This is a genomic window from Collinsella sp. AM24-1, assembly GCF_003470325.1.
Classification (GTDB): domain Bacteria; phylum Actinomycetota; class Coriobacteriia; order Coriobacteriales; family Coriobacteriaceae; genus Collinsella.
This window is the reverse complement of the sequence record NZ_QRHM01000010.1, coordinates 57070-76271: the sequence shown is the minus strand read 5'-3', so window position 1 is coordinate 76271 and position 19202 is coordinate 57070. Positions and strand designations below refer to the sequence as shown.

Below are 19202 nucleotides of genomic sequence, written 5' to 3'. Positions count from 1 at the left end.
AGGGAGCGGCGATCCGTGTCCGATAAAACGATACAGCTCACACATTACCAGCCGCGGCCTCTGCCCGGCACTTTCCTATCAGCCGTCGGGGGCGGCGCGTCCCGCGCCGGCAGCACCCAACGGGCCCTCTCGGGGGCAGGGACGTTCGGCCGTGCGCGGGCGCCCGGTCGGCGGCCCGTTCTGGGCGCGCCTCAATCGTAGCCCGAGACGGGCCCGGGCTGACAATTTCGACTGTAATGGACGTTCTTGAATGACTACCTTACAGTGCCAGCGCGTCGGCGACTTCGGCTGCACAGGCCAGGGCATCGGCCATGGCACTCACAACGAGCGAGCTGCCGTTGCGGGCATCACCCGCCACGTACACCGGTGCGGCATCCGCGACGACGCCGTCGACACGGGCCGCAAGGTGCGAGCCCTCGGCAGCCATCACCGGCAGCGGACGGCCCGCCGTGGCAACAGGTACGTTCACCGCATCGAACACGCCATGCTCGGGACCCGTAAAGCCGCAGGCGATGAGCACCAGCTGCGCCGGCACCTCGTGCTCGGAACCCGCGATGCGCTCGGGCTTTCCCGCCGACCAGTCCAGATCGACCACGCGCAGACCCGCAGCCGCGCCCTTCTTGTCCAGCAGCACCTCGAGGGTATCCACGCCCCAGGCACGCATCTCGCCGCCCATGGCGGCAATGGCCTCCTGCTGGCCGTAGTCGGTCTTCTTTACATTGGGCCACTGCGGCCAAGGGTTGCTCGCCGCACGCTTATCGGGCGCAGCCGGCAAGAACTCAAACTGGCGCACGCTGCGCGCACCCTGGCGCACCGCGGTACCTACGCAGTCGTTGCCCGTATCGCCACCGCCAATGACCACGACGTCCAAGCCGCGCGCGTTCACCGCGGGCTCGCCGCCGTCGAGCACCGAGACGGTCGAAGCCGTCAGGTAGTCCACGGCATACACCACGCCGGGAGCATCCACGTTCGCAGCCGAAAGCCCACGCGGAGCGCGGGCACCAGCAGCCACCACGACGGCGTCAAAGCCATTGAGCTTGGCCGCCACCGCAGGGTCATTCGCATCAGCACTCAGCTCGAACACAATGCCCAGCTCGCGCATGAGCGCCACGCGACGCTCGACAACGGACTTCTCGAGCTTCATGTTAGGAATGCCGTACATGAGCAGGCCGCCCGGGCGGTCGTCGCGCTCAAACACCGTCACGCGGGCGCCACGACGCGCAAGCTCCCATGCTGCCACCAGACCAGCAGGACCGGAGCCCACCACGGCAACCGAGGGCGCGTCCTCCCCTGCCGGCTCAAAGCGGCGCGGGCCGCCGTTTGCCCACTCATGGTCGCTGATCGCACGCTCGTTGTCATGGATCGTCGTGGGCTGGCCATCGACCGAACCCAGGTTGCACGCGGCCTCGCACAGCGCCGGGCACACGCGGCTCGTGAACTCGGGCATGGGCGAGGTGAGCGACAGGCGCTCGGCCGCCTCGTCCCAGCGGCCGCGGTACACCAACTCATTCCACTCGGGAATCAGGTTGTGCAGCGGGCAGCCGCTCGGGCGTGCCTTGCCAAAGCTCGCGCCCATCTGGCAAAACGCCACGCCGCACATCATGCAGCGGCTCGCCTGGGCACGGCGTGCATCGTCGTCAAGCTCCACGTACAGCGGATCGAAATCGCGGCTGCGCTCCTCCACGGGGCGAAGCTCGTGGGTCACGCGATCGATATCAAGAAAAGCACCGGGCTTACCCATAGCACTTACGCCTCCTTCTTGGTCGAAGCAACAGAGCTGGCGGCCACGGACGCAGCACCCGCAGCACCGCCCGCAATATCGAAGCGAGCGACATCCGCGGCGCTCGCGCGACCGGTCACAATGTCAAACGCCAGCTCCTCTGCCTGCGCATGCGTCTTGCCGACGGCCTCGCTCGCAGCGACAATCGCCAGCACACGCTCGTACTCGGTCGGAATGACCTTCACAAAGTGCTTGCTCATCGTCTCAAAGCTGTAGAGCAGCTTGATGCCGCGCGGGCTCTGCGTCGCGTCCACGTGCTCTTGGATGAGCTCGCGAATCTGTGCCAGCTCGCCGGCCGTCGGGGCCTTGAGCTCAACGCTCTCGTGGTTCACGCGGGCATCGAGCGTGCCGTACTGGTCAAAGACATAGGCCACGCCGCCCGTCATGCCGGCGGCAAAGTTCTGCCCGACCTCGCCCAGGATGAGCGCCAGGCCGCCCGTCATGTACTCACAGCCGTGGTTGCCGCAGCCCTCGACCACCACGGTGGCACCGGAGTTGCGTACGCCAAAGCGCTGGCCGGCCAGGCCGTTGATGAAGCCGTGGCCGCTCGTGGCGCCAAAGAACGCAACGTTACCCACGATGATGTTTTCGTCGAACTTGTAGGTCGCATGCGGGTTGGGGCGCACCGACACCTCGCCGCCCGAAAGGCCCTTGCCAAAGTAGTCGTTGGCGTCGCCGCACACGTTGAGCGTAATGCCGCGCGGCAGGAAGGCGCCAAAGCTCTGACCGGCCGAACCATCGCAATCGATGGTGATGGAGCCGGCGGGCAGGCCCTCGGGATGTGCCTTGGTCACCGCGTTGCCCAGGATAGTGCCCACGCAGCGGTTGACGTTGGCGATATCGGCGCGGAAGCGAATCGGGCGCAGGTGCGCGCGAGCGTCGGCCGTGTAAGGCACAAACAGCGTGGAGTCGAGCGTCTTGTCGAGCTCGCTGTCCGCAGCCATCTGGGGCAGGAAGTGACGGCCGTCGGCACCCGAGATGTGGGCACCGAACTCGCAGGTCGCGCTCGCCAGCACGGGCGACAGATCGAGCAGGTTAGCCTTGCGGTTGCCCGGGACCTCGATCTGGCGCAAGCACTCGGGATGGCCGACCATCTCGTCGACGGTGCGGAAGCCCAGGCTCGCCATGACCTCGCGCAGCTGCTCGGCAACAAAGAGCATAAAGTGCTCGACATGCTCGGGCTTGCCGCGGAAGCCGCGACGCAGGCGACAGTTTTGCGTCGCGATGCCGGCGGGGCAGGTATCCTGCTGGCAGTCGCGCTGCATGAAGCAGCCCATCGAGATGAGCGGCATGGTCGCAAAGCCAAACTCCTCGGCGCCCAGCAGGCAGGCGACGGCAACATCGGTGCCGTCCATGAGCTTGCCGTCGGCCTCGAGCACCACGCGTGAGCGCAGGCCGTTTTGCAGCAGCGTCTGCTGGGCCTCGGCAAGGCCAAGTTCCAACGGCAGTCCCGCATGCCAGATAGAGTCGCGCGCAGCGGCACCCGAGCCGCCGTTGTGGCCACTGATCAAGATCTTGTCGGCAGCACCCTTGGCCACACCGGTGGCGATGGTGCCGACGCCGGCCTCGCTGACCAGCTTGACCGACACGCGCGCGCCGGGGTTGGCGTTCTTAAGGTCGAAGATGAGCTCGGCCAGGTCTTCGATAGAGTAGATGTCGTGATGCGGCGGAGGCGAGATCAGGCCGATGCCGGGCGTGGACTGACGGACCTCGGCAATCCAGGGGTAGACCTTCTTGCCGGGCAGGTGACCGCCCTCGCCGGGCTTGGCGCCCTGGGCCATCTTGATCTGGATCTCGAAGGCGCTGCACAGGTAGCGGCTCGTCACGCCAAAGCGCGCGCTTGCCACCTGCTTGATCGCGGAGTTCTTGGAGTCACCGTTAGCCAGCGGGGTCTCGCGACGCGGGTCCTCGCCGCCCTCGCCCGAGTTGGAGCGTCCGTGCAGGCGATTCATGGCGATGGCCATGCACTCGTGCGCCTCTTTGCTGATGGAGCCGTACGACATGGCGCCGGTGTTAAAGCGGCGGACGATGTTGAGCGCGGGCTCGACCTCGTCGAGCGAAACCGGCGTGCGGCCGCTGGCATCAAAGTCGAGCAAGTCGCGCAGACGCACGGCACGGCCGGTGCGGTGCAGGCGGGCGCTGTACTCCTTAAAGGTGTCGTAGCTGTCCTCACGGCAGGCGGTCTGCAGCAGGTAGACGGTCTGGGGGTCGATGAGGTGTTCCTCGCCGCCGAGCGGGCGCCACTTGGTCAGGCCCAGCGTGGGCAGCTGATCGGGAGCCGGGCTCTTAAGGATAGCGAGCGCGGCGTCGTAGCGCTCGTTTTGCTCGCGTTCAACGTCCTCGACACCCATACCGCCCACACGGCTCACCGTGCCGGCAAAGTACGCGTTGACGAACTCCGGCGTAAAGCCCACGGCTTCGAAGATCTGCGCCGAATGGTAGCTCTGCACCGTGGAGATGCCCATCTTGGACATGATGGAGACGATGCCGGCGGTCGCAGCCTTGTTGTAGTTGGCGATGCCCTGCTCGGCCGTCACGTCCAGGTCGCCGCGTGCCGCCAGATCGCGGATGCACGCATGTGCGTTGTACGGATAGATGCCGCTCGCGGAGTAGCCCACCAGTGCCGCAAAGTCGTGCGGGGACACGGCGTCACCGCACTCCACCACGATGTCGGCAAAAGTACGCACGCCGGCGCGGATCAGGTGGTTGTGCACGCAGCCCACGGCGAGCAGCGACGGCACGGGCACCTCGCCCGCAGCGGCACGATCGCTCAACACCACAATGTTCACGCCGTCGCGGACCGCAGCCTCAACGTCCTCGGCAAGCTGTTTGAGCGCAGCCTGCAGCGCGCCCTCGCCGGCATCGCGGCGGTAGACGGCACGGAAACGACGGGTCTTAAAGCCAACACGGTCGATGGCACAGATATGCTCGAACTCTTCCTCGTTGAGCAATGGGCGCTCCAAGCGCACCAGCTGACAGGCCGTGCGGGAATCCTCGAGCAGGTTGCCGTGGTTGCCCAGGTAGAGCGTGGTCGAAGTCACCATGTGCTCGCGCAGGGCATCGATCGGAGGATTCGTGACCTGAGCGAACAGCTGATAGAAGTAGTCAAAGAACGAACGCGTCTTCTTGGACAGGCAGGCCAACGGCGCATCGATACCCATCGAGGCGAGCGGGGCCTTGCCCTGCTGGGCCATGGGGCGCACGACCTCGTCAACATCATCCCAGTGATAGCCGAGCTTGGCCATGCGCACGGCGGCGGGCACCTCGGCATCCTCGGCGGGCGCGGGCGCGGCGGGCTCATCGAGCGCGTCGACGGTCAGTGTCTCCTCGGCAATCCAGTCGCGGTAGGGCTTCTCCTTGGCATAGCGGGCGCGCAGCTCGTCGTTGTAGATCACGCGGCCGCGGGCAAAATCGACCTCGAGCATCTGGCCCGGTCCCAGGCAGCCGCTCGTCAGGATGTTCTCGGGGCTCACCTCGATGGTGCCCACCTCGCTTGCCAGCATAAAGCGGCCATCGCGCGTCACGTAGTAGCGGGCGGGGCGCAAGCCGTTGCGGTCGAGGGCGGCGCCCAGCGTGCGACCGTCGGTAAAGGCGATGGCCGCCGGGCCGTCCCAGGGCTCCATGAGCATGGACTGGTAAGCGTCGTAGGCGCGGCGCTCCTCACTCAGGCTATCGTTGTGGTCCCACGGCTCGGGCAGCAACATGGACGCGGCACGCGTGAGCGGGCGACCGTTCATGACCAAGAATTCGAGCACGTTGTCCAGAATCGCGGAGTCGGAACCCTCGCGGTTGATGATGGGCATCACGCGCTCAAGATCGTGCTGCAGCACGGGGCTGTACAGGTTGGGTTCGCGGGCGCGAATCCAGTTGACGTTGCCCTTGAGGGTGTTGATCTCGCCGTTATGGATGATAAAGCGGTTGGGGTGCGCACGCTCCCAGCTGGGCGTGGTGTTGGTGGAGTAGCGCGAGTGGACGAGCGCCACGGCCGTTTTGACGGCGGCGTCGTTGAGGTCGATGAAGAAGCGGCGCATCTGCGTGGCGACCAGCATGCCCTTGTACACGATGGTGCGCGAGCTCATGGAGCACACGTAGAAGATCTTGTCTCGCAGGGCAAACTCGGCATCGGCCTTCTTTTCGATGGTGCGGCGGCACACGTACAGGCGACGCTCAAAGGCATCGCCGGCGGGCGTGTCGTCCGGACGGCCCAGGAAGGCCTGCAGGATAGTGGGCATGCAGGCGCGGGCCGTCTCGCCCAGGTCGTGCGGGTCGACGGGCACCTCGCGCCAAAAGAGCAGCGGCACGCCGGCCTCGGCACAGCCCTCCTCAAACACGCGGCGGGCATCCTCTACGCCCTTGTCGTCCTGCGGGAAGAACAGCATGGCCACGCCATAGTCGCCCTCTGCCGGCAGAATCTGACCGCACTTTTGAGCCTCTTTACGGAAAAAGTGATGCGGAACCTGGAACAGGATGCCAGCGCCATCGCCGGTATTCTTCTCGAGTCCCGTGCCGCCGCGGTGCTCCAAGTTGACCAGAATGGACAGTGCGTCGTCCAGAATCTGGTGATGGCGCTCACCGTTGATATCGGCAAGCGCGCCGATGCCACATGCATCGTGGTCGAATTCGGGGCGATAAAGGCCCTGCTGCTGAGCGGAATCTGCCTGCATCGCGATCCTCCCCTAGATATTTAGACAGTCAGTTGAATAGGCATACTAGGAGCATCGCCGACCCGTTGTGTTTCCCACCCGTTTCGAAACAATCGCGTAACGCACGCCCTACGAGTGGACACCGCCGACCTCAAGGGCGACAACATAGGCCCCAAGTTCGGCCTGTAAGCTCACCGCTTCAAACATCTCAATCTGTAACAGGAAGAGCGGATTTTGGCGCCTAGATGTTACAGATTGAGATTTTCTGCGGAGCGGTTTTGGTTTGTCTCGATCTGTAACACGAAGGGCCGGTTTTGGCGGCCAGCTGTTACAAATCGAGATTTTCCATAGGACCATTTCTTCCTGTCTCGATCTGTAACACCTAGGCCCAATTTCCATCCCTCGTTGTTACAGATCGAGACATTTCGGCAGCCCCCTTTCACCATCCCATTCAAATACAACAATTTTGTTAGTCTTGGTTAACTTTTAAGCTTAAAACGGGTATCCTTTGCGGCGTCAAGCAAACGGCACGCACACCGTGCCAGATCAAGGAGGCCCCTATGGCGCACCAAGCAGACCAGCAGACGATGCAACTCGTCCTCATCCGTCACGGAGAGTCCGAGTGGAACAAGCTCAACCTGTTCACCGGCTGGACCGATGTTGAGCTCACCGACACGGGCCGCGAAGAAGCCGCAGCAGGCGGTCGAGCCCTCAAAGAAGCCGGTTTCGACTTTGACGTCTGCTACACTTCGCGCCTCAAGCGCGCGATCCACACCCTCAACATCGTGCTCGGCCAAATGGATCGCGAGTGGCTGCCCGTCATCAAATCCTGGAAGCTCAACGAGCGCCACTACGGAGCGTTGCAGGGTCTCAACAAGGCCGATGCCGCAGCGGAGCACGGCGACGAGCAGGTGCTCATCTGGCGCCGCTCCTTCGATGTCTGCCCGCCGGCACTCGAGCCGGACGACGCGCGCGATCCCCACACCCAGGAGCAATACCGTGATGTCGCGCCCGATCAGCTGCCCTATACCGAGTGCCTCAGGGACACGATCGCCCGCGCCTGGCCTTATTTCGAAGACGAGATTCGCCCCCAGATGCTCGCCGGCAAGCGCGTACTCATCGCCGCACACGGCAACTCCCTGCGCTCACTCGTCATGAAGCTCGAGCACCTCACGCCCGAGGAGATCCTCAAGGTCAACATCCCCACCGGCGTGCCGCTCGTCTACACCTTCGACACCGATTTCAACGTCCTCGACAAGCGCTACATCGGCGACCCGGCGACCATCGCCGCCAAGATCGACGCCGTGGCCAATCAGGGCAAAGCGCACAAGTAGCCCCAACCCAAATCCGACGCGTGGCGCCGCACGACCCAGATGCGACGTCACGCCGCCCATATGCAGGAGCGCACCATGCTCAACCATCTCAAACAACACTTTGGCTCCCGACGCACCGGTGGTCACGGAGGCCTAGACATTGCGCGGCATATCGGCCCCGGGCTGCTCGTGACCGTCGGCTTTATCGACCCGGGCAACTGGGCCTCCAATATGGCCGCGGGCTCGCAGTTTGGCTACGCGCTGCTGTGGATCGTCACGCTGTCCACGATTATGCTCATTGTGCTGCAGCACAACGCTGCGCACCTGGGTATCGCCACGGGCGCCTGCCTTGCCGAGGCCACGACACGTTACCTCCCCCGCTTCGTTGGACGCACGGTACTCGCCAGTGCCTATCTCGCGACTGTCGCCACCGCCATGGCCGAAGTCCTGGGCGGCGCGATTGCCCTTCAAATGCTCTTTGGGCTACCCGTGCGCGCGGGCTGCGTCATCGTGGCGGCAGTATCGATGGCGATGCTCATGACCAACTCCTACAAGCGTGCCGAACGCTGGATCATCGCCTTCGTAGGCGTGGTAGGACTCTCGTTTTTGGCCGAGCTTGCGCTGGTCAAGGTCGACTGGCCGCAGGCCGCCGCAAGCTGGATCATCCCCAGCATGCCTGCCGACTCGGCAACGATTATCGTGAGTGTCCTGGGTGCGGTCGTTATGCCACACAACCTTTTTCTGCACTCCGAGGTCATCCAATCCATGCACTTCGAAGGCCAAGGCGAGCAAGTTATCGAAGAACGTCTGCGCTACGAGCTCTTCGACACGCTCTTTTCGATGGGCGTGGGCTGGGCAATCAACTCGGCCATGGTCATCCTTGCCGCAACGACCTTCTTTGCGCACGGCATGGTCGTAGACGACCTCGCCGTCGCAGCGGCCACGCTCTCCCCCATTCTGGGCCCGGCGAGCTCGACCATCTTTGCGATAGCGCTGCTGTTCGCGGGACTATCGAGCAGCGTGACAGCGGGCATGGCGGCGGGAACCATCACTGCGGGCATGTTCGACGAGGAATACGATATCCACGACCGACATTCCTCGATCGGGGTGGCGGCCTGTTTCGTCGGCGCAGTGACGGCGTGCCTGGTCGTCCCAAATCCTTTTGAAGGTCTCATCTGGAGTCAGGCACTGCTGTCGCTTCAGCTACCGATTACGGTCTTTGTGCTCATACGGCTCACCAGTTCACCCCGCGTCATGGGCAAATACGCCAATTCGCGCCCGCTCAACGCGCTGCTCGTAGGGATTGGTGCCATCGTGACGATTCTCGATGTCGTGTTGTTGACAGGGATGTAATGGGACGGGGCACCTACCCAGGCAAACGTCTCGATCTGTAACATCTAGACCCGCTTTTGATGTCTAGATGTTACAGATCGAGATCATTCCGAGGGACAGCTCCGTTTGTCTCAATCTGTAACAAGTGGACCCAATTTCCACCGTTAGATGTTACAGATTGAGACAAAAGGTCGGCCGAACTCACAACAGACAGGATCGGCCAACAGCAACCGTGATCCCTTGGGGGCGGAGGAAAAGGGTCCCGGCCGGGATATCCGACCGGGACCCTTGGACAGAGCTATGTGTTGCCGTGAGCCGCGTGCCGACGAGCTACTCCTCGACGAGCTCAAACTGATCGGGACCGACGCCGCAGACCGGGCACACGTAGTCCTCGGGCAGCTCGGGCGTGTCGACCTCAACCTCGTAACCGCAAACGACGCACACGAACTTATACGTCTTCTTCTCCTCAGCCATGATGTTCTCCTCTCGAACGCGACTGGTGATGTACTTCGCTTATTAGTATATGTTATCAATAATATAATGCAAGTATTTTTAAAACATTTCTAGCCTTGATACGAGGACGCCTTCGGAGGCGTCTTGCCCTTCAGGACCTTATGGTAGTAATCGTAGGTGAGCGGCGTCTCGTCGCTCAGGCGCTCGGCATCCCCGACCTCGCCGATAAACAGTAGATGCGTACCCACATCCACAGTGTCGATCAAACGGCAGCTAAACAGGGCCGTCGCGTGCTCGGGCACATAGGGCATGCCCAGAGCCGTCTCGCGGGTCTCGTATTTGGCAAACTTGTCATAATCGCTGCTGGTGCGGAACCCAAAGTTACCGATGTAGAGCATGTCGGCGGTCTGATCGATCACGGTCAGTGCGAACGCTTTGGCCGATGCGATGACGCCCGAGGTGACGTTGTCCTTGTTCACGGCAACCGAAATGCGCGGCGGCATGGACGTCACCTGCACCGCAGTGTTGATGACGCAGCCGGCACGCAGCCCGTCTGCCGCGGCGCTCACCACGTACAGACCGCTCGGCATGGTAAAGAACGCAGTTTTGTCCATAACAATCACTCCCCTAACCCGGGTTGGAACCTCATGGATGTATGTACCCACAAAAAAGGCAGCGCCCATAACGGACGCCGCCTTTGAAACATATGTGTCAGAACAGTAAGAAAGATGAGACGCCCGCAGTTGCGGTGAAATAGGGACTGAATAGCCCCCTCAAACAGGCAAACCAGTCCGTATTCCACCGCAACTTATGAAGGACGGTCAGCGGTTGCGTTCCTTGAGGGCGCGGTCGATCTCGCGTTGGACATCACGCTTGGCCATGTCCTCGCGCTTGTCGTAGAGCTTCTTGCCGCGACCCAGGCCCAGCAGCAGTTTTACGCGACCGTCGGTATTAAAGTAGAGCTCCAACGGAACCAGCGCATAGCCGCGGTTGCGAAGTTTGCCGTCAAGAAAGTCGATCTCCTTGCGGTGCAGCAGCAGACGGCGCCGACGGTCGGGATCGCGATTCCACACGCCACCATGGCTATAAGGGTGGATATGCAGGCCGACGAGCCAGCACTCACCGCCACGAATCAATGCAAAGGTATCGGTGATCTGGCAGGCGCGCTCGCGAATCGACTTGACCTCGGTGCCGCTCAGCTCAATACCGCACTCAAACGTCTCATCGATAAAGTACTCGTGATGTGCCGAGCGATTCTTGGAAATGAGCTTGCGCTCGCGCTTACTGGGCATCGCCGGCCTCCTTGGCGCCATCGGCGTTTGAGCCCGCAGCCTCGCGCTTTGCCTTGCGCTCGGCGTTAAGCTCGGCATCACTCTCGCGCACCAGCTTGATAATCGCCGCGCACGCCTCCTCGCCCACCAGGTCGCGGGCACGGACCGTCAGGCGCGTAGCCTCCTGCTTGTCGCCGTCGCTCGCAGCGTCGGTCGCACACATGATCAGGCAGATGGCAATCTCGGCCGAAGGCGAGGTCGGCACGCCCTGCAGGGCTAGCTCACCCATCACATGGTCGTCACTCTCGTCCGCGGCATCCGGATAGGTGGTATGGATCTTGTTGAGCAGGCGCGTCGTATGCGCATCGTTGGGCGCCAGGCGCAGCGCCAGACGCGCGCAGCCCACGGCAGCCGAAATGTTCTCGGTCTCGGGCTCCAAGAAGTACTGACCCAAATTGGTGTAGGCGCGTGCGGCGCACTTACCGTCGCTCGCGCGCTCCAGCACCGAGAACGAGAGCGATGCCCACTCCTGCTTGTCCTCGAGCGCGCGGAACAGCTCGGCCAAGTCCAAGCGATAGTTGCAGTTCATGGGATCCCAACGCACGGCCTGCATCAGGGCATTCCGAGCACTCACATAATCCTGCTGGCGAATGTAGGCAAACGCCATGTCGGAGTATAGGCGGTCAAAGGGAACCTCGACCTGCACCAGCTCGCGCGGATCCTTCTCCACGCGGCGATAGGCCAGGCGCTCAAACTTGCTGTCGAAGCTAAAGTACTGGCGCTTCTCCTCCGTCTTGCACTCAGCGTCGATATACTCCTCGGCGAGCTCCACCAGACGCTCAAGCAGCGGCGTCGCCGTAGCCAGGTCGCCCTGCGCCAGATAGTTCTCGGCATACGTGATGTCTTCCAAGCTGATAGGCAGGTCCATGACAACTCCTCGGTCCGGGCGGCAGACTCAACGCGCGCCTTAAATATCGGTCAATACACAAAACCCGGGTCTCTTACGAGGCCCGGGCGTTCAATTTTGGTAGCCCGTACCAGATTCGAACTGGTGATCTCCGCCTTGAGAGGGCGGCGTCCTAAACCGCTAGACGAACGGGCCATATGTAGCAAATGCAATGGCTGGGATGGAGGGAGTCGAACCCCCATTGACGGAACCAGAATCCGCTGTCCTGCCATTAGACGACATCCCAATGACTGCATCGCTGCGCTCGGCTGTGCCTTTGCGCAAGAAAGAAATATACGGGAAGTCCCGCCGTGACGCAAGCCCTAATTTTGACTTTTTTGAAATTCAGTCAAATACGGCCGACACGTGAAGGACCTGTGAAGTCGACCGCTGCACACGAAGGGCAAAACGCCGCGAGCGGTAGCCGTCAACCGTTGGCAGATTCTACCGCGAAAACGATAGCACCAGGCAACACAATCGAAGTATCAATGATCACGTAGATATCGAGGCGCCATGGACGAAGAGCTTGATTACCTATGGGAGACCCTGGGCCTCGAGATCACTGCTGACCTTTGGCCCGAACGGGACAAAATCCATCCCACCCTGCGCCCCGCCATCACGGTGATGCAGGCAAAATACCGCCGTGCATCCTTTTTGATCATGCGGATGTCATGGCACGCGGGACTCCCCGACCTTAAGCGAATCCAGGCAAGCCTCGTCGAGCTGTCCGGTATGCCGACTGTCATATCCGAGGCGCACCTGGAGCAGCGCCAACGCGAGCGACTGCAACAGCAGCGGATTCCCTTTATCTGCCCCGGTGTTCAGGCATATCTGCCCTTTATGGACGAGGAGTACTGGAGCGGCAAGCCCAACAAGCACGTAAAGGTCTACGGTCCGCACGAATGGGCACAGCTCAAGGATTGAGCCGAGCGAGCCCTCCGATGGAAAACACGTCCCACCCCGAGCGCTCAAAACGGGTCGCACTTTCCGCAGCCGCTACAGCAGCGCCTCGGTCCAAGCTGCTTCCCTAAAGCCGGGAATCGCAAAGTCGTCGCCCACCAACAGCGGACGCTTGACCAGCATGCCGTCGGTCGCCAGCAGCTCGTAGCACTCCCGATCCGTCATGCCCGCATCTAGACGCGCCTTCAGGCCCAGCTCTCGATATTTCATGCCCGACGAATTAAAGAAGCGCCGCACCGGCAGTCCCGAACGAGCAATCCAGGTCGCAAGCTCATCAGCCGTGGGATTGTCCAAAACGATATCGCGGTCGATATACTCTACCCCGTGTTCGTCCAGCCATGCCTTGGCCTTCTTACAGGTCGAGCACTTGGGATATTCAACAAACAGTACGGTCATGGGATTTCCTTTCTTAGAGAAAACAGGTGTCCGGAAAACTGCACATCGACGACCACTCGCGATTGCAGCCGTTATTGTAGCCAATGTCGAAGCATAGGCAGTCGCGATGTCTCGTCTTAAGGCTAGCGCCTCGCATGGGCGCCGATCGGCCGAGTCGCATAGCGCACCAACGCCGCTGCCAGCAATACCAACAGCATGGCGGTGACATAGCCCGCAGCATCGAATCCTAAATCGATAACGTCGAAATGCCTGCCGGGAACAAAGATCTTATGTACCTGATCGCCAACGGAGCAGACGGCGCAAAAGAGCAACACGGGCACGCAACGGGAGCATACGCTCCACGGACGCCTGGAAAAGCAAACCACGACCACCGAGGCGAACAATCCGACGAAGAAAAACTCTACGGTATGGGCAACGCGACGGACGTTCGTGCCCACCCACATGCGAATGGAAGCAAGTCGGCCAGACCGGACATTCGAAGCAGCCGAATCGGTGCCCCCGGTCATCCCATTCTCGGTCTGAGCTTCACCCGCGACATCGGCAGCCTGTACGCCCGTAGCTTGACCCTCCACCACACGCGCGGTGGACTCGCTCAGCAACGACGTCTCCACCGCATTTTGCTCCGTCAGCACCCAGATGCCCGCCAGCGTTGCAGTAAACAGAACGATCGCGGTCCATCCGATTATTTGTTTTACGCGCGCCAAGGGCCTACCTCCTTTTTTGAATATCAGCGAGTGTAGCCCCAAATGACATCGTCACCGTATCAAAATTTGAATCGCAACAGGAAGCGCCAAAGCGACGCAAACCCCTACCCCGCCTCGCGCATCCAGCGATCGAACGTCCCCACGCACACGCCCAGGCACTTTGCTGCCTGGCTGCGGGTAATATCGCCTGCCTCATAGCTATCGCGTACCAGCTCAAACTGAGGAGGGCACGGCTTGCGAGGTCGACCAAAACGGACCCCTCGCGCCCGCGCCGCTGCAATCCCCTCCGCCTGGCGCCGATGAATATTCTCGCGCTCCACCTGCGCCACGTAGCTCAGCAGTTGTAGCACAATATCGGCAATCAGGGTATTGGTCACATCCGGCGCGCCGCTGGCCCTGGCGCGCGTGTCAAGCAATGGCATGTCCAACACCACAATGGCAACCCCGAGCTCCTTGGTAATGCGTCGCCATTCCTCAAGAATCTCGGAGTAATTACGGCCAAGCCGGTCGATAGAAAGCACCACCAGCACGTCCCCGTCTCCCAGGATGTGCAGCAGCTCGCGATACCGCGGGCGATCGAAGTCCTTGCCGCTCGCATGGTCGGCATAAATATTCGCCGAGCCCACGCCATAGGCGCCCAGCGCATCCAGCTGCCGATTTAGATTCTGATCGCGCGAACTCACCCGCGCATAACCATACACCGTCGCCATCTCATCCCCGCTTTCTTGTAAACCTGCCAAAAAGGGACAGGTTTATTTTGGTAGGTTTTACCTCTCGAATAGCAGGTAAGCGGGCGGCCGAGCGGACGGCAAGGTAGCTATGATCCAAATGCGGAGGGCGGCCCCGAAAGACCGCCCTCCGCTCTCCCGCCATGAGTCGAGATTTGGCTAATGGATAAGCTTAAAGTCCAAGTGCCCACGCGTGGTATTGACGCGCGAAACCTCGATAATCACGCGCTGGCCCAGTTCATAGCGAGTCCCCGTGTCGGCGCCCGTCAGCGTAAGCGCATCCTCGTCGAACTCGAACCACTCGTTGCCCAGACTCTTGATCGAAACCAAGCCTTCGACCTGCGTCAGGTCCAAGCGCACAAAGAGGCCCATGCTGCTGACCCATGAGACCGTTCCGGCATAGCGCTCGCCCAGGCGATCCTCATAGTACTGGGCAATCTTGATCTTTTGCGTCGCATGGCTAGCGGCATCTGCCGCGCGCTCGGCATCGCTGCATGCGCGGCAGATCTGCGGCAGAATGCGCGGCAGCGACTCGCGCCCCTTGCCGATCAGCCGCGGTGTACGGACCAGGGCGTCCTTGCCGCCGAGCTGCTCATAGGCCAACTGCAGTTTGAGCACGCGGTGCACCACCAGATCGGGGTAGCGACGGATGGGACTCGTAAAGTGACAGTAGCACGGCGCGGCGAGCGCAAAGTGGCCCTCGTTGCGCGGCTTGTACAGTGCGCGCTGCATGCTGCGCAGAAGCAGCGTGTTGACGAGCGGTGCGTTGGCCGTACCGGCGGCAGCATCAACTGCAGCCTGTAGCTCATCGGGACTCCCCAGGGCGATACCGGCAGCACGGCGATCGTCGATGATGCCCAGCTGCGCCAGCGCAACGGCGGCACCGTGCAGGCTATCGGGGCTCGGATCCTCATGCACGCGATAGCAGGCCTCGATATCACGGTCTGCCAGCCACTCTGCAACGCACTCGTTGGCGAGTAGCATGGCTTCCTCGATAAGCGACGTGGCACACGAACGCTCGCGCGCCACAATCTGCACGGGTACTCCGTCCTCATCCAATAGAGCGCGAATCTCGGCCGTGTCAAAATCGACTGAGCCGCGGGCACGACGAATACGACGGCGAAGTTCGGCGAGTTCGTTGGCGGCGACAAGGAAATCGCCGAGGTCGACGTTATAGCCGCGAGCAGTTTCCTCGCACGCAAGACCGCGCTCAAGCGCCTCCTCGCGCGAGGCCTCAGCAGCCGCAACATCCTCGGCCGCACCCTCCAGCACCCCATACTCCACCGCGCCGGCACGCACCAGCAGCGCCTCGGCGCCGTCATAGTCCATACGCACACGCGAGCGAATCACGCTGGGGTACGGATCGTAATGCCGCACGCGACCCTGCGCATCGAGTTCAATGTCAACGGTAAACGCAAGACGGTCCTCGTCAGGGCGAAGCGAACACAGGTCACAGGACAGGCGTTCGGGCAGCATGGGAAGCACGCGATCGGCCAGATACACCGATGTCGTACGATGGCGAGCCTCAAGATCGATATGCCCGTCCCAAGCCACATAGTGAGAAACGTCAGCGATATGCACACCCAGCTTGTAGCCACCCTCGGGCGTGCGCTCAAGCGAAATGGCATCGTCAAAGTCGCGCGCGTCGACCGGGTCGATCGTGATGACAAAGCGGTCGCGCAGATCGCGGCGGAGCGGGTCCTTAAGCGCCGCGGACACATCGAGCGAAAGTCCCTCGGCCTCGTCCAGCGCGGCCTCGGGATAGCTATCGGTATAGCCGTAACGCGCCATCACGTATTGAACGCCCAAATCGGGCGCGTCATCTCCGCCAATGCGGCGTTCGATCGTCACGGTGCCCGATTCCAGGCGCGTCGGGTAGGTCAAAATGCGCGCGACAACGGCATCACCCGGGTGGACGCCCAGACGATCCGCCGAGGTATCCTCGGGCAGAATGAAGAAGTCGGCCTTCAGGCGCGAATCGAGCGGCTCGATCACACCGAGCGGACCAGCGGTCTGGTACGTACCCACCACGCTTATGGCTGCGCGCTCAACCACGCCCTCGATCACGGCGCGCCGCTCACCGTGCGGGCTGTTCTTAATGCTCACGGCAACGGTATCGCCATCCATGATCTCGCGCTTACCGCGGCCCATAACCTTGTAGTCGCCGCTCTCGGTTATGACATAGGCGCCATGCTCATGGAGCTGCACGCGCCCGGTCAGGCTCGGACGGCGTTCGCTGCGCACCGGCCCACGCTTATTGCGGGCACCGCGCTTATGCTTGTTATTGCGCCCCATGGCGCCTCCTTGCTATCGATGACGAACTCCAAAGAGTCTACCCAAATGATTCGCTTTCCTGCCGTTCCCTTGGGATCAAAAAACGGGCCGCCCCATAAGAGACGACCCGTTGGAAGGGATGAATTCCAGGCATGCCTACACGCGCAGGTAGCGGCGCATGGCTATGGCAGAACCAAAGAGACCGATAATCACACCGACCAGAATCAGCGCAGCATAGGTCACCAGGTAGTACTGCATCGGCAGGGCAAACGACATCCAGCCGATGCTCTCCTGCAAACGCGGAATCATCAGATTGCGCAGCAGCTCCAGAACGCCGATGGAAAGCAGCGAGCCCAAAATGGCCTGCAGTACGCCCTCGGTGATAAACGGGCCGCGAATGAAGCCGTTGCTGGCGCCGACCAGACGCATAATCGCAATCTCACGACGACGCGCCGTGATGGACAGGCGAATCGTGTTGTTGATGAAGATGAATGCGATAAAGGTCAGAAGGCCAACGAGCACCACGGCGGCGATGCGGATGTAGTTGGTCACCTGGAACAGGCGGCTCACTTCCTCCTGGCCGTACAGCACGCTCGCGTTGACGTCGCCGTCATCCGCGATCTTCTGGAAGTCGGTGTTCTTCTTGAGCTTCTCTGCCGTGCTCTCGACCTTGGACGGATCGTCCATCTCAATTGCAAACGAAGCCGGCAGCGGGTTCTGGCCATCGAGCGCGCTCATGGTGGCGTCGGCGTTGCCCGACATCTTGCTCGTATACTCGGCCAGCGCGTCGTCCTTGTCCTTATAGGTCACGGACTTGACGTTATTCCACGTCTTAAGCTCGGCCTCAAAAGCCTGAACATCGGCCTGATCGGCGTCATCGCTAATGAACGCGTTGATGACAACCTGATCCTCGACGGTGCCGATCACGGAGTTCAGCATCGCGGAGCCCATGATGAACAGGCCGATGATAAACAGCGAAAGGAAGATCGTGATGACGGCGCCGAGCGAGGTAGTCCAGTTACGGAAGAAGTGGCTGATTGCCTCTTTGAAGGAGTAGCCCACGTTAGTTGGTGCCATAGTTGCCGTAGCCTCCCCTCTCCTGGTCGCGGATAACGTGGCCGCCCTCGAGGGCGATCACGCGACGGTGCATGCTATCGACCATCTCGCGGTCGTGCGTGGCGACGATCACGGTGGTGCCGGTGCGGTTAATGCGCTCGAGCAGCTTCATGATGCCCAGCGAGATCGCCGGGTCGAGGTTACCCGTGGGCTCGTCGCAGATCAGCAGCGGCGGACGGTTGACCATAGCGCGGGCGACGGCAACGCGCTGCTGCTCGCCACCGGAAAGCTGGTCGGGCAGCGAGTCCATCTGATCGGCCAGACCGACCAGACGCAGCACCTCGGGCACCTGGCTGCGAATGACGCCCCTGGGCTTGCCGATGCACTGCAGGGCAAACGCCACGTTTTCGTAGGCGGTCTTTTGCGGCAGAAGCTTAAAGTCCTGGAACACGGCGCCAATCTGGCGGCGCAGGAACGGAACCTTGCGGTTCTTGATCTTCATGAGGTCCTGACCGGCAACCAAAATGCGGCCGCTCGTCGGCTTGACGTCGCGGTTGAGCGTCGACAGCAGCGTGGTCTTACCCGAGCCGGAATGACCGACCAGGAAGACGAACTCGCCCGGATAGATCTCGATGTTGATGTCGTCGAGTGCAGGCTTGTTGGGCTGTGCCGGATAGATCTTGGTGACATGCTCCATAAGGATGACGGGCTCGACACCGGCCTGCTTGGCCATCTTCTTGCGGCTGGCCTGCGGATCGATGGGCGCAAACACCGACGTAAAATCGGGGTTGTTGAGCGCGCTATCGAGGCTTGCGACCTCGGCTGCCTGATCGCTCTCGACCACCGGGGCAGCAGGCTGCGTGGGATCGGGAATAGCGGCAAAGAGGCCAGACTGCGCAGGCTGAGGAACCGGCGTCGCAGGGGCCATGGGGTCGGGAATGCCGGCCATGGTAGGCTGCGGCGTGGCGGCGCCAGCCTGAGGCTGCTCCACGCGAGCGGTCACGGCCTGAACGGGCTCAAAACCCGCCGTGCCGGAAAGCGCGACATCGCTGGTGGGATTGTAGGCAAAGGGATCGGATGCCGGCTGTGCCTGATCTGCCGGCTGAGCGGGGGCCTGAGCAACAGGCTGGCCCTCTGAATCCGGAGTGGCGAAACGGCTGCCCTGGACGCCTGTCTGCGTCTTGGGGGCATCATCGCCCGCACCGGAGGTACGGAAGTGGTTACCCACTGGTGCTCCTTATCGTCGTGCGTTTAAACTACATGAGCGCTTTGTATTTTAGCAGCATTAGCTTTACTGCACATAAGAAGCATGGCGGGGTTTGGTCCCACCGGCTGCGCACAGGGTT

The 19202-nt window shown here is 61.8% G+C and carries 15 protein-coding genes and 2 tRNA genes; 3 read left to right on the top strand and 14 right to left on the bottom strand.

The window, feature by feature from the left end:
• Positions 1-259: 259 nt before the first annotated feature.
• Positions 260-1741 carry a glutamate synthase subunit beta gene (locus DW661_RS05625; RefSeq protein ID WP_118934935.1) on the bottom strand — a complete coding sequence of 494 codons (1482 nt, stop codon included), beginning with the start codon at positions 1739-1741 and terminating at the stop codon, positions 260-262.
• A 5-nt stretch (positions 1742-1746) separates the two neighbouring features.
• Positions 1747-6444: a glutamate synthase large subunit gene (gltB, locus tag DW661_RS05620; RefSeq protein ID WP_117629564.1), complete on the bottom strand. Its 4698-nt coding sequence runs from the start codon at positions 6442-6444 to the stop codon at positions 1747-1749.
• Between the two features lie 566 nt (positions 6445-7010).
• Between gltB and gpmA the strand changes: the two genes are divergently transcribed.
• Both gpmA and DW661_RS05610 read left to right on the top strand, forming a co-directional pair.
• Positions 7011-7757: a 2,3-diphosphoglycerate-dependent phosphoglycerate mutase gene (gene gpmA, locus DW661_RS05615; RefSeq protein ID WP_199408876.1), complete on the top strand. Its 747-nt coding sequence runs from the start codon at positions 7011-7013 to the stop codon at positions 7755-7757.
• A gap of 75 nt (positions 7758-7832) precedes the next feature.
• Complete coding sequence (locus tag DW661_RS05610) at positions 7833-9089, top strand: Nramp family divalent metal transporter (RefSeq protein WP_118934933.1); 1257 nt, start codon at positions 7833-7835, stop codon at positions 9087-9089.
• A 309-nt stretch (positions 9090-9398) separates the two neighbouring features.
• On the opposite strand, the gene DW661_RS05605 is transcribed toward DW661_RS05610, so the two are convergent.
• From DW661_RS05605 to DW661_RS05580, 6 genes are all read right to left on the bottom strand, one after another.
• Complete coding sequence (locus DW661_RS05605) at positions 9399-9542, bottom strand: rubredoxin-like domain-containing protein (protein ID WP_055251878.1); 144 nt, start codon at positions 9540-9542, stop codon at positions 9399-9401.
• 89 nt (positions 9543-9631) lie between these two features.
• Positions 9632-10135 carry a flavin reductase family protein gene (locus DW661_RS05600; RefSeq protein WP_118934932.1) on the bottom strand — a complete coding sequence of 168 codons (504 nt, stop codon included), beginning with the start codon at positions 10133-10135 and terminating at the stop codon, positions 9632-9634.
• A 207-nt stretch (positions 10136-10342) separates the two neighbouring features.
• The gene (gene smpB, locus DW661_RS05595; protein WP_006235325.1) at positions 10343-10813 is read right to left on the bottom strand and encodes an SsrA-binding protein SmpB; all 471 of its coding nucleotides are present in this window, start codon (positions 10811-10813) and stop codon (positions 10343-10345) included.
• Positions 10803-11720 (bottom strand): hypothetical protein, encoded by a 918-nt coding sequence (locus DW661_RS05590; protein ID WP_117634813.1) that lies wholly within the window; start codon positions 11718-11720, stop codon positions 10803-10805. The genes smpB and DW661_RS05590 overlap by 11 nt, the downstream gene beginning before the upstream one ends.
• Before the next feature lie 97 nt (positions 11721-11817).
• Positions 11818-11894, bottom strand: a tRNA-Glu gene (locus DW661_RS05585).
• Between the two features lie 17 nt (positions 11895-11911).
• Positions 11912-11985, bottom strand: a tRNA-Gln gene (locus DW661_RS05580).
• Between the two features lie 266 nt (positions 11986-12251).
• Here DW661_RS05580 and DW661_RS05575 point away from each other — a divergent pair.
• Positions 12252-12662, top strand: coding sequence for a hypothetical protein (locus DW661_RS05575; RefSeq protein WP_117629499.1), 411 nt, complete (start codon positions 12252-12254; stop codon positions 12660-12662).
• Positions 12663-12734: 72 nt separating this feature from the next.
• On the opposite strand, the gene DW661_RS05570 is transcribed toward DW661_RS05575, so the two are convergent.
• The 6 genes from DW661_RS05570 to ftsE form a co-directional block, all read right to left on the bottom strand.
• Positions 12735-13094: an arsenate reductase family protein gene (locus DW661_RS05570; RefSeq protein ID WP_117583016.1), complete on the bottom strand. Its 360-nt coding sequence runs from the start codon at positions 13092-13094 to the stop codon at positions 12735-12737.
• 122 nt (positions 13095-13216) lie between these two features.
• Positions 13217-13798, bottom strand: coding sequence for a VanZ family protein (locus tag DW661_RS05565; protein WP_118934930.1), 582 nt, complete (start codon positions 13796-13798; stop codon positions 13217-13219).
• A gap of 104 nt (positions 13799-13902) precedes the next feature.
• A complete protein-coding gene (locus DW661_RS05560; protein ID WP_117629497.1) occupies positions 13903-14508 on the bottom strand; it encodes a recombinase family protein in 606 nt (201 codons plus the stop codon).
• Between the two features lie 177 nt (positions 14509-14685).
• The gene (locus DW661_RS05555; protein ID WP_118934928.1) at positions 14686-16821 is read right to left on the bottom strand and encodes a ribonuclease R family protein; all 2136 of its coding nucleotides are present in this window, start codon (positions 16819-16821) and stop codon (positions 14686-14688) included.
• A 135-nt stretch (positions 16822-16956) separates the two neighbouring features.
• Positions 16957-17877 (bottom strand): permease-like cell division protein FtsX, encoded by a 921-nt coding sequence (gene ftsX, locus DW661_RS05550; protein ID WP_117790266.1) that lies wholly within the window; start codon positions 17875-17877, stop codon positions 16957-16959.
• Positions 17864-19084, bottom strand: a complete 1221-nt coding sequence (gene ftsE, locus DW661_RS05545; RefSeq protein WP_118449944.1) for a cell division ATP-binding protein FtsE — start codon at positions 19082-19084, stop codon at positions 17864-17866. Before ftsE ends, ftsX begins: the two co-directional genes overlap by 14 nt.
• Positions 19085-19202: the final 118 nt, after the last annotated feature.